General features: G+C 71.9%; 13 protein-coding genes. 3 read left to right on the top strand and 10 right to left on the bottom strand.

Annotated features, from left to right (window positions below; translation table 11 throughout):
* Window positions 1–42: 42 nt before the first annotated feature.
* Window positions 43–3,321 (bottom strand): BTAD domain-containing putative transcriptional regulator, encoded by a 3,279-nt coding sequence (locus tag ACTMTF_RS30080; RefSeq protein ID WP_441113694.1) that lies wholly within the window; start codon window positions 3,319–3,321, stop codon window positions 43–45.
* 89 nt (window positions 3,322–3,410) lie between these two features.
* Between ACTMTF_RS30080 and ACTMTF_RS30075 the strand changes: the two genes are divergently transcribed.
* Entirely contained in the window at window positions 3,411–4,265 is an 855-nt protein-coding gene (locus ACTMTF_RS30075; RefSeq protein ID WP_441113693.1) for an NAD(P)-dependent oxidoreductase, read from the top strand.
* Window positions 4,266–4,296: 31 nt separating this feature from the next.
* Here ACTMTF_RS30075 and ACTMTF_RS30070 read toward each other — a convergent pair whose 3' ends face one another.
* The 9 genes from ACTMTF_RS30070 to ACTMTF_RS30030 are packed head-to-tail and all read right to left on the bottom strand — an operon-like array spanning window position 4,297 to window position 11,508.
* Window positions 4,297–5,199 carry an NAD(P)-dependent oxidoreductase gene (locus ACTMTF_RS30070; protein WP_441113789.1) on the bottom strand — a complete coding sequence of 301 codons (903 nt, stop codon included), beginning with the start codon at window positions 5,197–5,199 and terminating at the stop codon, window positions 4,297–4,299.
* On the bottom strand, window positions 5,196–5,588 hold the full coding sequence (locus tag ACTMTF_RS30065; protein ID WP_397005173.1) for a carboxymuconolactone decarboxylase family protein: 393 nt from the start codon (window positions 5,586–5,588) through the stop codon (window positions 5,196–5,198). The genes ACTMTF_RS30070 and ACTMTF_RS30065 overlap by 4 nt, the downstream gene beginning before the upstream one ends.
* The gene (locus ACTMTF_RS30060; RefSeq protein ID WP_397005171.1) at window positions 5,585–5,986 is read right to left on the bottom strand and encodes a cupin domain-containing protein; all 402 of its coding nucleotides are present in this window, start codon (window positions 5,984–5,986) and stop codon (window positions 5,585–5,587) included. Before ACTMTF_RS30060 ends, ACTMTF_RS30065 begins: the two co-directional genes overlap by 4 nt.
* Window positions 5,983–6,903, bottom strand: coding sequence for an NAD(P)-dependent oxidoreductase (locus ACTMTF_RS30055; protein ID WP_441113692.1), 921 nt, complete (start codon window positions 6,901–6,903; stop codon window positions 5,983–5,985). Before ACTMTF_RS30055 ends, ACTMTF_RS30060 begins: the two co-directional genes overlap by 4 nt.
* Window positions 6,900–7,754, bottom strand: coding sequence for an SDR family NAD(P)-dependent oxidoreductase (locus ACTMTF_RS30050; RefSeq protein ID WP_441113691.1), 855 nt, complete (start codon window positions 7,752–7,754; stop codon window positions 6,900–6,902). The genes ACTMTF_RS30055 and ACTMTF_RS30050 overlap by 4 nt, the downstream gene beginning before the upstream one ends.
* Entirely contained in the window at window positions 7,751–9,217 is a 1,467-nt protein-coding gene (locus ACTMTF_RS30045; protein WP_441113690.1) for a flavin-containing monooxygenase, read from the bottom strand. The genes ACTMTF_RS30050 and ACTMTF_RS30045 overlap by 4 nt, the downstream gene beginning before the upstream one ends.
* A gap of 32 nt (window positions 9,218–9,249) precedes the next feature.
* Window positions 9,250–9,822 (bottom strand): carboxymuconolactone decarboxylase family protein, encoded by a 573-nt coding sequence (locus ACTMTF_RS30040; protein WP_441113689.1) that lies wholly within the window; start codon window positions 9,820–9,822, stop codon window positions 9,250–9,252.
* Window positions 9,819–10,733, bottom strand: a complete 915-nt coding sequence (locus tag ACTMTF_RS30035; RefSeq protein ID WP_441113688.1) for a hypothetical protein — start codon at window positions 10,731–10,733, stop codon at window positions 9,819–9,821. Before ACTMTF_RS30035 ends, ACTMTF_RS30040 begins: the two co-directional genes overlap by 4 nt.
* A gap of 13 nt (window positions 10,734–10,746) precedes the next feature.
* Window positions 10,747–11,508, bottom strand: a complete 762-nt coding sequence (locus ACTMTF_RS30030) for an HpcH/HpaI aldolase family protein (RefSeq protein WP_441113687.1) — start codon at window positions 11,506–11,508, stop codon at window positions 10,747–10,749.
* Window positions 11,509–11,753: 245 nt separating this feature from the next.
* On the opposite strand from ACTMTF_RS30030, the gene ACTMTF_RS30025 reads away from it, so the two are divergent.
* The gene (locus ACTMTF_RS30025; RefSeq protein ID WP_441113686.1) at window positions 11,754–12,506 is read left to right on the top strand and encodes an IclR family transcriptional regulator; all 753 of its coding nucleotides are present in this window, start codon (window positions 11,754–11,756) and stop codon (window positions 12,504–12,506) included.
* Window positions 12,507–12,627: 121 nt separating this feature from the next.
* The gene (locus ACTMTF_RS30020; protein ID WP_441113685.1) at window positions 12,628–13,680 is read left to right on the top strand and encodes an extracellular solute-binding protein; all 1,053 of its coding nucleotides are present in this window, start codon (window positions 12,628–12,630) and stop codon (window positions 13,678–13,680) included.
* Window positions 13,681–13,684: the final 4 nt, after the last annotated feature.

The raw sequence follows: 13,684 nt of genomic DNA, 5'->3' as shown, positions 1-13,684 counted from the left end.
GGGCAGCCCTCGGTCCGAAGAGCGTGGCGGGTTCGGTGGCGTTCAGAAGGTTTCGTCGGGTTGGGCGGCGGCCGTCAGCGCGGCGGTGAGCGCCTCGTCGCCGAGGGCCTGGCGCACGGCCTCGGTGATGCGGTCCACGTCGCCGCGTTCGGCGGGAGGCAGGGGTGCTCCCACCGACTCCCTGAGCGCGGCGGCCCCGCCCAGCAGTCGTGCCGCCTCCTCGTGCCGTCCTTCCAGCGCCCGAGCCCCCGCGAGCCCCTCGAACGCCAGCGCCACCGCGCGCGGGTCACCGACCTTGCGGGCAGCCGCCAGGCTCTGCTGGTGGAGGCCGAGCGCGCCCGCCGCGTCGCCGCGCCGCTCGGCGACGAAACCCAGCTCCGCCAGGATCAGCGCCGCCCCCGGCTCGCCCGACACCTCGCGCACCCACCCCAGCTGGGAGCGCAGCCGGCGCTCAGCCTCATCCAGCCGCCCCTGCCTTCTCGCCACCAGCGCCAGCCCCACCTCGGCGAACTCCTCGGCCGGCCGGTTCGACTGCGACACGGCCAGCACCCTGGCCCGCTCGTGGTAGTCCTCCGCCAGCGCGTGGTCGCCGGTCAGCAGGGCGATCCGGCCCAGCCGGGACAGCGCGTCCGACACCGCGCTCCACAGCCCCAGCTCCTCGGCCCTGCGCAGTCCCTCGCGCCGCAACTCGGCGGCGCGCTCGTAGTCGCCGGTGATCTCGGCGTGCGTGCTGAGGTTCTCCACGGCCCGCATCTCACCCCACCGGTCGCCCGCCTCGCGGAACAGCACCAGCCCCCGCTCGCCGTCCTCCCGCAGCGCCGCCACGTCGCCGCGCATCGCCGCCCATCTGGCCCGTACGTTCAGCGCCGCAGCGGTGCCCCACGTGTCGCCCAGCGCCTGGAACTCACCCAGCGCCTCGTCGATGAGCCGCACACTCGCCGACAGGTCGTCGAACCCGAACAACGTGAACCCCGCGAACCATCGCGCCCTGGCCCGGGCAAGGGGATCCTCGACAGCCTCGAACAACCCGGTATCGAACCACCGCAACCCGCCCTGACCTGGCGTTCTGTCCACGGTGTCGGGCTGCGTCGTGCCAGGTTGCCGTGGGTCTCCGGCGAGGAGGGACAGGCCGGTCAGCCAGATCCGGGCCTCGGCGTCGCCGGAGATGGCCACCACCGACTCCAGCGCCCGACGGCCCTCGCCCAGCCTGCCGCGCAGCACCCAGTACCAGGCGGTCGCGTTCACCAGCCGGACGGCCTCTTCCGCCGCGCCGAGACGTACCGAAGCCTCGATCGCGGCGCGGATGTTGTCACTCTCGGCGTCGAGGACGGCGAGCAGGCGGCGCTGCTCGCGCCCGCGCAGGTGCGGCTCGGCGCGCTCGGCGAGGCCGGCGTAGTGGCGGGCATGCCGGAGCCGCACCACGTCCAGCTCCCCGGCCTCGGCCGAACGCTCCCGGCAGTACGCGGCCACCGACTCCAGCAGCCGATAACGCCGCCCACCCACCTCCGACCGGCGGTGGACGGGTTGCGTTGATCCGGCCACCTCCGACGGGGGGTCGAGCGGCCGTGTCGGCTCGGCCACCACCAGGGATCGGTCCACCAGGCGCGTCAGCACGTCCACGACGTCCAGGCCGGAGTCCGCGCAGATGGCCTCGGCCGCCTCCAGGGTCCACCCGCCCGCGTGCACGGCCAGGCGGCGCAGCACCAGGCGTTCGGCGTCGGTGAGCAGCTCCCAGCTCCAGGCGATCATCGCGCGCAACGTCTGCTGCCTGGCGGGCGCGCCTCGCCGGCCCGAGGCGAGCACCCGGAACCGGTCGTCGAGCCGGTCGGCGAGCTGGCGCGGGGTCAGTGCCCGCATCCGGGTGGCGGCCAGCTCCAGCGCGAGCGGGATCCCGTCCAGCCGCTCGCAGATCTCCGCCACCGCGGCGTCGTCGTCCAGCCGGACGCCCGCCCGCGCGCGGAACAGCTCGGCGGCGGCCTCACGCGTCAGCGGCGGCACGCTCCACACCGTCTCGCCCGCGACCCGCAGCGGCTCCTGACTCGTCGCCAGCACCCGCAGCCCCGGCGCCGCCCGTAGCAACGCGCCGGCCAGCTCGGCGACCTCGTCCACCACGTGCTCGCAGTTGTCCAGCACCAGCAGCGTCCGCCCGTCGCGCAACGCCGTGGCCAGCCGGTCGCTCAAGGAGCCGGGCATGTCGTCCCGCACCCCCAGGACCTTCGCCACCGCGTCCGCCACACCCCCTCGGCCCTGTACGGGCACCGCCCCCAACTCCACCAGCCACACCCCGCCGTCGAACCCAATGCCAGCGGTCTCTCGGGCAGGGTGCTGGGCCGGGGGTGAGAGGGGATCTGCCACCCCCACGTGCCGGGTGGGGGTGGGTTCGGGGTGGTTGGCGACTTCCAGGGCCAGGCGGGTCTTGCCGACGCCGCCGGGGCCGGTGAGGGTGATCAGCCTGGCGGTGGTCAGGAGGGAGCGGACCTCTGCCACCGCTTCCCGTCTGCCGACCAGGGCGGTGAGCGTCGCGGGGAGGTTGGTGCGAGGGCCGGTGGGTGGGGTGGGGAGCTCGTTGCGGGGGAGGGCAGGGGTGTGGAGGTCGGGAGATTGGCGCAGAATCGCCTGGTGGACCGCTGCCAGCTCCGGGCCGGGATCGATGCCCAGGTCGTCGGCCAGTCGGGCGCGTAGGGCGGCGTAACGGGTGAGGGCCTCGCTCTGCCGGCCGGCGCGGTAGAGGGAGCGCAGGTGTACGGCGTGCAGGCGTTCGCGCAGCGGGTGCCGTCGCACCAGGTCGGTCAGCTCCGCCGCCAGCAGGTCGTGCTCGCCGAGGCCGAGGCGGGTCTCGGCGAGAGACTCCATCGCCACCAGCCGCTGCTCGTCCAGCCTGGCGATGGCGGTCCTGGTGAACTCCTCGTCGGCGAACTCGCCGTACGCCTCTCCCCGCCACAGCTCCAGGGCCCGGGTCAGCAGCGCACGTCGTACGGTGAGGTCGGTCGTGTGCCCGGCGCGGCCGAGCAGGGCCTGGAACAGGCCCGCGTCCACCTCCTCGGCGGCCACCCGGAGCAGGTAGCCGGGCGGCTGGAAGGTCACCACGTCGCGGTCGCCCAGCGCCTTGCGCAGCTGGGAGGCCTTGACGCGGAGTGCGGCGGGAGCGTTGCCGGGCGGACGGTCGCCCCACAGGTCCTCGATCAGCCGGTCGGTGGACACGGGCACGCCCCGGTGCACGAGCAGGTCGGCCAGGAGCGCGCGGACCTTGACCTCGGGCACCTGGACCGGCTCCCCGGCCGCCGTCCACGCGGCCAGAGGCCCCAGCACCCCGAACCTCATCCGCCCCCCATAACCATCTCCGAACCGCACCATAACCGTCGTTCCGCATCGTGGGGTCAGTCCAACACCTCGTAGAAGGAAATGCGGAAATGTCGAACTCTATTTCGATCCTGGGCCTCGGCCTCATGGGGCAGGCGCTGGCCGGCTCCCTCCTGGACGCGGGCCACCAGGTCACCGTGTGGAACCGCTCGGCGGGCAAGGGCGACGACCTGGTCGCCAGGGGCGCGACACGGGCGGCGACGGTGGCCGAGGCGGTGGCGGCGAGCCCGCTGGTGATCGTGTGCGTGCTGGACTACGTGGCGGTGCACGCGTTGCTGACGGACGTCCCGCTGGACGGCCGCGTCCTGGTGAACCTCACCAACGGCCGCCCCTCGGAAGCCCGTGAGACGGCTCGGCTGGTGGCCGGGCGGGGTGGCGACTACCTGGACGGCGGCGTCATGGCCGTCCCCCAGATGATCGGCAACCCGGGCGCGCTGATCCTTTACAGCGGCTCGCAGGCCGCCTTCGACGGTCACCGGGACACCCTGGGGATCATGGCCGAGCCGCGCTTCGTGGGCGCCGACCCGGGCCTGGCCCCGCTGCTGGACCTGGCCATGCTGACCGGCATGTACGGCCAGTTCGCCGGAGTCCTGGAGGCCGTGGCGCTGGTGGCCTCGGAGAAGGTGCCGGTGGTCGAGTTCACCAGCACGCTCCTGGTGCCGTGGCTGAACGCGATGGCGAGCACCATGCCTCGGTTGGCCGAGCAGATCGAGGCGGGCGACTACAGCACCGACGTGTCGAACCTGGAGATCAACCGGGTCGGCGCGGCCGGCCTGATGCGTGCCTTCGAGGAGCAGGGCGTCAAGCCCGACCTGCTCCTGCCCCTGAAGGCGATCATCGACCAGCGCGTCGCACGCGGCCACGGCACCGAAGGGCTGCAGGGGCTGATCGAGGAGCTGCGCTGAGCAGCGGCTGGAGCTCGTGCACCAGCGGTGGTCAACCCTCGTCGAGGAGTTGGCGCAGGCGGTTGACGATCTCGGTGTGGTCGGCGGTGGGGGGTAGGTGGTCGGCGGCGTCGGACCACAGCTCGGTCGCCGCCCGGCCGAGTCTCGGGGTGACGCCGGTGGCCTCGGCCAGTTCGACCCCGATGCGCATGTCCTTGAGCATCAGGCGCAGGCCGAAGCCCGAGTCGAAGGTCTCCGGCAGGATGTGGTCCGGCCACTTGCGCTCGGTGGAGCCGCTGCGCCCGCTGGAGCCGTTGACGGCTTCCAGCATGGTCGCCGGGTCCAGGCCGAAGCGCTGCCCGGCGAGCATGGCCTCGCTGGTGAGGAGCAGGTGGGTGGCCGACATGAGGTTGTTCAGCGCCTTCAGCGCGTGCCCCGAGCCGGCGGGCCCGAGGCGCAGCACGCGCCGGCCGACGGCCTCCAGCAGCGGGCGCACCCGGTCGACGTCGGCCGGCTCGCCTCCGGCCATGACGGTGAGCGTGCCGTTCTCGGCGCCCTTGACGCCGCCGGAGACGGGCGCGTCCACCAGCCGGACGCCCCTCAGGGCCGCCCGCGCCGCCAGGGCCCGGGTGTTCAGGGGACGGGACGAGCCCATGTCGATGACGACGGTTCCTGGCGCGGCGGCCTGAAGGAGTCCGTCGCCGTCCATGACGGCCTCCACCGCGGCGGAGTCGGGCAGCATGAGCACCACGACCTCGGCGTCGCGGGCGGTGGCGGAGGCGGCGGGCACGGCGGTGCCGCCCGCCGCGACCAGGGCCTCGGACGCGGCCTCGGCCCGGTCGTAGCCGTTGACGCGGTAGCCGGCCGCGATGAGCCGGCGGACCATGGGCAGCCCCATGTTGCCCAATCCGACGAAGCCGATCGTGGCCCCGGTCTGGAGCGGGGTGGCGTTCAGGGGCTCTTCACCCCTTCTTCGCGCAGCTCGCCGAGGGTGCGCTCGGCGATGCGGAACGACTCCAGGGCGGCCGGCGCGCCGACGTAGACGGCCGTCTGCAGCAGCGCCTCCTGGATCTCCGCCTCCGTGACGCCGTTGGTGATCGCACCGCGTACGTGCACAGCCAGCTCGTGCCCCCGGTTCAGCGCGGTGAGCATGACCAGGTTGAGCAGGCTGCGGGTACGCCGGTCCAGGCCCTCCCTCGTCCAGACCGCGCCCCAGCAGTACTCGGTGACCAGCTCCTGCACGGGCCGGCTGAAGTCGGTCACCGCGGCGAGCGAGCGCTCGACGTGCGCCTCGCCGAGCACCTCCTTGCGCATCGCCAGGCCGGCTTCGAAACGGTCGCTCATCGGTTCTCCTCATCGTGGGCCGCGGTGTAGTCGGCGGGGCTGACCTCGTCGTACCAGTGGGTGGGGCCGAGGGAGATGGCGGTGTGCGTCATCAGGGTGGTGTCGGTCGCGCCGTGCCAGTGCCGCTCGCCGGGCGGCACCCAGACCGTGTCGCCGGGCAGCAGCTTGACCGCAGGGCCGCCCTCGGCGCAGACCCAGCCCTGCCCGGCCAGCACCTGGAGGATCTGGCCGTCCGCGTGCTCGTGCCAGTTGGTCCTGGCTCCCGGGGTGAAGGTGACGAGGTTGATCGTGGTGCCGTCGGTGGTGGGCAGCACCGGGTCGGCCCACACGGTGCCGACGAACGTGGCGGACTTGACGACGGACACCTCGCCGGCGGCGCGTCCGTGGACGATTCTCATGACGTTCCTCCATGTACGCGTACTCCGCCGGAGACGTCGCCGATGGCGTCGACCACGCGGTTGCTGATCTGGTCGGCGTAGCCGAGGTTGGCGGCCAGGCCGAAGGTGGCCAGCGGGCCGGCCGCGTTCAGGGTGGGGACGCCGAGGTCGTGCAGGTGGTCCACGTACAGGACCAGATCCTTGGTCATCAGGGTGGAGGTCAGGCCGCCCTCCAGGTAGTCGCCCTCGACGATGTGCGGGAAGCGGTTGGCCGTGGCCCAGTTGGCGCCGCTGGAGGCGTTGAGCACGTCCAGGAGGGTGCGCGGGTCGAGCCCGGCCTTGCGGCCCGCGACCATGACCTCGCTGGTGGCGGCCAGGCTGACCGCGTTGAGGAAGTTGTTGAGCAGCTTGGCCGAGTGGCCCGTGCCCGGCCCGCCCAGGTGGAAGATCTTCTGCGCGAACGTCTCCAGCAGGGGCCGGATCCGGTCCAGCGCCTCCTGGTCGCCGCCGGTCATCAGCGTGAGCGTGCCCCGCTCGGCCGCGGCGGCGCCGCCGGAGACGCCGGCGTCGAGGTAGCGGGCGTCCTTGGCGGCCACGAGCGCGGCGATGCGCCGGGTGGAGCCGGGGGAGGTGGTGCTCAGGTCGACGATGGTCTGGCCGGCTCGGGCGTGCTCCAGGAGGCCGCCCTCGCCGAGCACGACCGCTTCCACGGCTCGGCTGTCGGGCAGCGAGAGCAGGATCTGGTCGGCGGCGCCCGCGATCTCCGCGAGGTTGCGGGCCGGGCTCGCGCCCGCGCGCTCGGCGCTGCCGGGCGCGGGGTCGTGACCGAGTACGGGGTGCCCGGCGTCGGTCAGGCGGCGGGCGATGCGGCCGCCCATGTTCCCCAGGCCGACGAATCCGACGCTCATGCGCCGTCCCTTCTCGTGGTGATCGCTCACGCACCGGCTCCCTTCGGGGTGATGACGCGGGCCGCCTCGTCCACGGCGGTGGGATCCCACGCTCCGGCGCCACCGCCGGGGCGGACGGTGTTGACCCAGGCGGAGCCGCCGTCCACCGACAGCACCTCGCCGTTGACGTAGGAGGCGTCGGAGCTGAGCAGGAAGGCCACCGCCGCGGCGACCTCCTCGGAGGTGCCGGTGCGCCGTTGCGGGACGGTCGTGCCCCGTCGCCTGAGGTCGTCGCCCGCGCCGGGGCTGCCGGCCGAGCCCGCGAACAGGCCGGTGGGGACGAGCCCCGGCGCGACGGCGTTGACCCGCACGCCCTGCGGGCCGCCGTACATCGCGGCTCCGCGCATGACGCCTAGCACGCCGTGCTTGGAGGACTCGTACGGCAGCAGGTCGTGGCTGCCGCGCAGGCCGGCGATCGACGCGGTCAGCACGATGGCACCGCCGGCGCCCTGCGCGGCGTACTGGCGGAAGGCGGCGCGGACGCCGAGGAAGGCGCCGCGCAGGTTGACCGCCACGACCCGGTCGAAGTCCTCGACGCTGATCTCGGGCAGCCGGTCGAAGGTGCCGACGATGCCGGCGTTGAGGTGGTGCAGGTCCACCCGGCCGAACCGCTCGACGGCGGCGGCCACGTAGGCGTCGGTGTCGTCGGGGTCGGACACGTCGGCGCGTACGGCGAGCGCGGGACCGGCAAGCCCGTCGGCGACCCGCTGGGCGCCTTCCAGCTCGACGTCCACCACGACGACCGACGCGCCCTGGCGCGACAGCAGGCTCGCGGTGGCCGCGCCGATGCCGGAGGCGGCTCCGGTGACGACGGCGACCGCGCCCTCGAATCTGCTGGTCATGACTTCCTCTCCGGTGATGCCCGCCAGCCCTGGTAGACCAGGCCGCGCCTGGGCAGCGTGCGGCACAGCAGGTAGTAGACGAGGTGGGTGCGGGGCCACTGGGTGACGTTCGCGCCCGAGGACGAGTGGTAGTAGTTGTTGCAGCCTGCGTCCATGGCCGAGGCGTGCTTGGCGAGCTGGCGGTCCACCCAGCTCACGTGCCGGTCCAGCGCCCGCTCGTCGGTGTCCACCAGCTTGGCGCCGCTCCTGTGGACCCGGCGGATGGCCCGTACGGCCACCTCGGCCTGGCGTTCGAGCTGGGCGATGATGGAGAAGCCGCCGTTGGTGTTGGGGCCGTACATGATGAAGAAGTTGGGGAAGCCGGGCACGGTCACGCCGAGGAAGGCGCGGGGGCGTTCGCCCCAGAACTCCTGGATCTCCTTGCCCCGCCGGCCCGTCACGGTGAACCCGGACAGGAACCTGGTGGGCTGGAAGCCGGTGCTCAGGATGAGCACGTCGATCGGATGCTCGGTGCCCTGGTCGTCGATCACGCCCTTCTCGGTGACCTTGGTGACCGCGTGCGGGACGAGGTCGACGTTGGGCCGGTTGAGCGCCGGGTAGAAGCCGCTGGCGAAGATCGGCCGCTTGCATCCCCACGGGTAGGAGGGGGTGACCGCGGCGCGCACGGCGGGATCGTCGATGGCCGAGTCGATGTAGCGCAGGCACAGCTCACGCATCCGGCGCTGCTCGCGCCCGCCCGTGTCGTAGGCCTTGAAGCGCCGCATCGAGTCGCGGAAGAGCTTGAGCCGGTAGAGCCGGCGCAGCGCGGGCAGCCGTTGGAAGCGGGCCCGTTCGGCCGGGGTGAAGGTCCGCTCGCCCTTGGGCTCCACCCAGCCGGGCTCGCGCTGGAAGACCGCCAGCCGCTCGACCAGCGGGGCGATGGCGGGCACGATCTGCACCGCGGTGGATCCGGTGCCGACGATGGCGACCCGCTTGCCGGTCAGATCCACGTCCGCGTCCCAGCGGGAGGTGTGGAACGACACGCCGCCGAACTCGTCCAGGCCCGGCCACGACGGGTAGCGGGGCACGTTCAGCAGCCCGACGGCGCTGATCACGAAGCGGTACGGCCGCTGCTCGCCGTCGTCGGTGGTCACCAGGTAGTGCCCGGCGTCGTCGTCCCAGACGACCGACTCGACCCGGACGCCGAACCGGAAGCGGGGCCGCAGCGAGAAGCGGTCCACCACCGCCTCGGCGTAGACCTGCAGTTCCGGCTGGGTCGCGTGGGTGCGCGGCCAGTCGTAGGGCATGAAGGAGAAGGAGTAGGCGTGCGAGGGGATGTCCACCTCGCAGCCCGGGTACCGGTTGTCCCACCAGGTTCCGCCGGGGGCCGGTGACTGCTCGAAGATGGTGAAGTCGGTGATCCCGGCCTGCTGGAGCTTGACGGCGGCGGCGATGCCGCCGAAGCCCCCGCCGATGATCGCCACATTGGTTCCTCCGGGCACGAGCTGGCCCCCTTTCAGGGCTGGACCGGTGGCCGGACGTCGAAGACGGCCAGTTGCGTGGCGATGTGCTGATACCAGCCGACGATCACCGTGACCTCGAAGAGCCCGTCGGCCCCGAGGGCGGTGACGGCGCGCTCGTAGGCGTCGTCGTCGAGCCCTCCGGTGCGCAGCAGGATGCGGGCGGTCTCGTGCACGGCGCGTTCCCGTTCGTCCGTGAAGCCGGGGTCCGCGCCGTCGCACAGCGCGTCGACCTCCTGCTGGGACAGTCCGGCGGCGGGACCGGCGAGCCGGTGGGCGTACAGCTCGTACGGGCTGTCGCGGTGCTGGGCGACGCTGAGGATGATGATCTCGCGGCTGCGGGCGCTGAGTGAGATCTCGAACCGGACGGCCGCGCCGAGCTGCTCGAAGGCGCTGCCGATCGCGGGGTTGAGCAGCCAGGCGTTGCACGGTCCCGTGAGGGCGCCGCTCTCGTCCACGATGGGGAAGGCCCTGGTCTGGGTGGCGCGGCGGCCGTTGACCAGCGCGTCGTAGATGCTCCACTGCCGGGCGTCAAGGTCGTCGGGGCCGATCGGGGGGATCCGGCTCATGAGGCGGCCTCGGGCATCGGGTAGTCCGCGGCGTTCAGCACCCAGCCGTCCATGAGGGAGAAGTCGGTGCGGGGCGGGGAGAAGATGTCGATCAGGTGGTTGACGCCGGCGGCCGTCGCCTGGCTGGTGTGCTCGGCGGGGGGCGGGATGATCGTGAGCGACGGGCTGTCGCAGTGCTCGTGCTCGTCGTCGCGCCACTGGCTCAGGTCGGTGGTCCACGGCCAGCGCAGGTGGTGGGTGAACGCGCCGTCGATGACGAGGGAGCACTGCTCGAAGTCGTCGTGCGAGTGCGGGGACATCCGGGCGGGGTCGCGCGGGCCGGTGCGGGGATGGGTGAAGTTCACCATGAACGAGCTGCACCGGAAGATGCGGAAGGCGGGTTCGGTCAGGCCGGGCACGTCGAGGTCGTAGGTGCGCAGCCGGAACCCGCCGACCGGGTCGGGCCACGAGATCAGCGGGGCGACGCCGGGGTGCGGCTCGTCGTAGGCGGCGGCGTTGGCGGCCTCGGCCGGGGCGGCTCCGGAGCGGGCGGTGAAGATGGTGATGACCCGGCCGCCGCCGTCGAGCCGGACGTCGGCGGCGCCCGGCGGGATGAACGTGAGCGTCTGCCCGCCGACCTTTGTGGCCGTCCCGTCGATGGTGATCGTCGCGGACGCGTCCGCCTCGGGGATCAGTACGGCGCACTCGTCGGAGGTGTCGGGCACCGTGAACCCGGTGGGGGTGACCAGGTCGGTGTAGCCGATCACCAGGTGCTGGCTGCGGCCGTACCAGGTGCGGGTGTCCCCGTCGGTGGTGGTGGGGGGCAGCTCGTAGAACTTCACGTGGCTCGCGGGCGAGTAGACGCCGGCCGGTTTCCGCGTCGCCGTCGCGGTGGGCAGGGCTGAGCGCGCGTCGCTCGGATCGTAGGGCATGGTGGGGTCCTTTCTAGGGGTGGGAGGCGGCGGCGTCGCGGCGGATCGCGGCGGCGGCGGTGCCGAAGATGCCCGCGTCGTTGCCGATCATGACGAAGGAGAAGCCGCGTTCGGCCGCCCGGCGCGCGGCGGCTGCGTCCCGGCAGGCGGTGCCGAGCGGCACGTTCCGGGCGCGGGCGGCTTCCAGGAGCTCGCCGGTGTGCCGCTGGAGGAGCGGGTCGTCGGCGGCCAGGCCGGTGGACATCGTCAGGTCGCCCATGCCGAGGAAGGCGGCGTTGAGCCCTGGCGTGTCGAGGATCTCCGTGGCCTGTTCGAGCGCGGAGAGGTCTTCGAGCTGCGGGATGCGCAGGGTCTCCTCGTCGCCCCGCCGGACGTAGTCGGCGGTGGAGTCGAGCCCCCAGGCGCCGGCGCGGGAGGTGGTGCCGAGGCCGCGCCCGCCACGCGGGGGGAAGAGCATGCCGTTCATCGCGCGCTCGGCGTCGTCCGGGCCGGTCACGTGCGGGACGAGGATGCCGTCGGCGCCGGTGTCGAGGACGCGCTGCAGGTGGCTGCCGCCGGCGTCGGGCACGCGTACCAGGGCGTGCATGCCGAGCCCTTGGGCGACGACGACCGCGCGGTAGGTGGACTCCAGGGTCATGGGGCTGTGCTCCATGTCGGCGACCACGAAATCGAAACCCGCGCGGGCCAGCAGCTCGACGGTTTCCAGCGCGGGGATCTTGACCCAGGTCCCGATCAGGCACCGGTTGCTTTCGCGGAGGTGTTGGAGCATGCGCATGGATCCTCCTGTCCCTCTATGAGGGATGAGAGTTCTAGTAAGCGGGATAGGGGCGACGGTAGGCTTTTGGATGCTCTGCGTCAAGAGTCCTGTTTGAACACCTAATTTTCTTGAAGTCGAAATGTCGCAGAAACCTTGACGGCCCCGGTGGGGCGTGTTCTACAGTCCGACGTACCGGATGAGCGAACCGAAGAACCGCATTGCGGGACACACGCTGATCCGGATCGAGCGCGGGAGGGCCGCACGTGACAATCCCCGACATCCCCAGCGGTGACCTCCAGGTCGTCGCCCGAGTGGTCCAGCTGCTGCGGCTGCTCGGCGAGGCCGGGACCATCGATCTGGTGTCCGCCGCCCAGGAGCTGAGCGTGGGGAAGTCCACGGCGCACCGCTACCTGGCTTCGATGGAGAACCACGGCCTGCTCCAGCGCCGTGACCGCAACCGCTACGAGTTCGGGCCGCTGCTCGCCGAGATGGGCACCATGGCCCTGTCCCGGCTGGGCGTGGTCAACCTGGCTCGCCCGGTCATGGAGCAGATCAGCCTGCGGGTCCGGCACACGGTCGTCCTCACGATCTGGAACGGCAGGCAGGCGGTGGTGGCCCAGGTGCACGAGGACAGCAGCCGGACGGCTCACGTCTCGATAAGGACGGGAAGCGTTCTGCGGGCGGGGACGGCCCAGGACTGTATCTTCCGCGCCTTCCAGGACCAGTCCTTCTACCGCTTCCGTCATGAGGCGGCGGAAGCCGGGCAGGAATCCGACGGGCTTGAAGAGGTACGCAGGACCGGCGTCGCCATCCGATCGAGCGCCAACGAGGGAGTGCGAGCGGTGGCGGTGCCCATCCGGGACGCCGCCGACCGTGTCGTGGCCGCGCTGGCAGTGGTCGGCGTGACCCAGCTCGTACCGGAAGAGGACGACAGCGATGTGGTGATGACGCTGCGTGAGGGCGCGCAGGCCATCCACCAGGCATTGAGCGCTTCACTCGAGCGCGCGGGAGAGTGACCGACCGCTCTCCCGCAGCCGTGGTCCGGTACGCGCCGGCCGCGGACGAGTGACGGGGGTGGACCCGGAGCCGTGACGTCCCCCTGGCCGTGACGGCTCTCCACTCAAGAAAGGCAACGACATGAGGCACAACCAACTTCTGGCCCTGATGGCCACCGGTGCGCTGCTGGCCGCCACGGCGGCGTGCGGCGCGAACTCCTCGACCGACGCGAATGCCAACACTCTGACCTGGGCCAGCACGGGAGGCCAGTTCCAGGAGGACGAGAAGAAGGCTCTGCAGGAGCCCTTCACGGCCAAGACCGGCACCAAGTTCGTCAACGTGAGCCCCGCGGACGCCGCCCAGGTCAAGGCCATGGTCGCGTCAGGCAACACCAGCTGGGACCTGGCCAACATGAGCTGGATCTACGCCGGTGCCTACTGCGGGGAGCTCTACGAGAAGCTTGACGATCCGAAGCTCGACCGGAGCAAGTTCCCGCCCGGGACCACCCACGACTGCTTCGTACCGACCTACCGCTACGCCAACGTGTTCAGCTACAACGCCGACATGTTCAAGGGCGAAGCCCCCAGCAAGATCGCGGACTTCTTCGACGTCGAACGCTTCCCCGGCAAGCGCATCGTGCACGACTATCCCAAGAGCGGCCTGCTCGAAGCCGCCCTGGTGGCCGACGGCGTGGCACCCGACAAGGTGTACCCGCTGGACCTGGAGCGGGCGCTGCGCAAGCTCGACACCATCAAGTCGTCCCTGGTCTTCGCCCCCAGCTACGGCGCGATCCAGCAGATGATGGTGGACAAGCAGGGCTCGATGGTCCTCACCGTGACCGCCCGCAGCATCGTGACCGCCCAGAGCGGCGCCAACCTCAAGGCCGTCTGGGACTTCACCACCGTCGACATCGGCGCCCTGGTGATCCCCAAGGGCACCGCCAACAAGGCGCTGGCCCAGCAGGCGCTCGCCTTCACCACCGAACCGGCGCAGGCCACGGCGTACGCCAAGCTGACCGGGACGGCGCCCGCGCGCACCGACGTGGACATCACCAGCATCGGCTACAGCGACGTGCAGAAGAACTTCAACGCGTTCCTGCCCGACCGCGGCACCCTGCTCGAGCAGGACAAGCCCTGGTGGATCGAGAACACCGACATGGTCACGAAGCGCTGGACGAGCTGGAAGGTCAGCTAGGTAA

Source organism: Nonomuraea sp. ZG12 (assembly GCF_052068115.1).
Lineage (GTDB): Bacteria > Actinomycetota > Actinomycetes > Streptosporangiales > Streptosporangiaceae > Nonomuraea.
The sequence above is the reverse complement of the archived record's forward strand: the minus strand, read 5'-3'. Positions and strand labels throughout refer to the sequence as shown.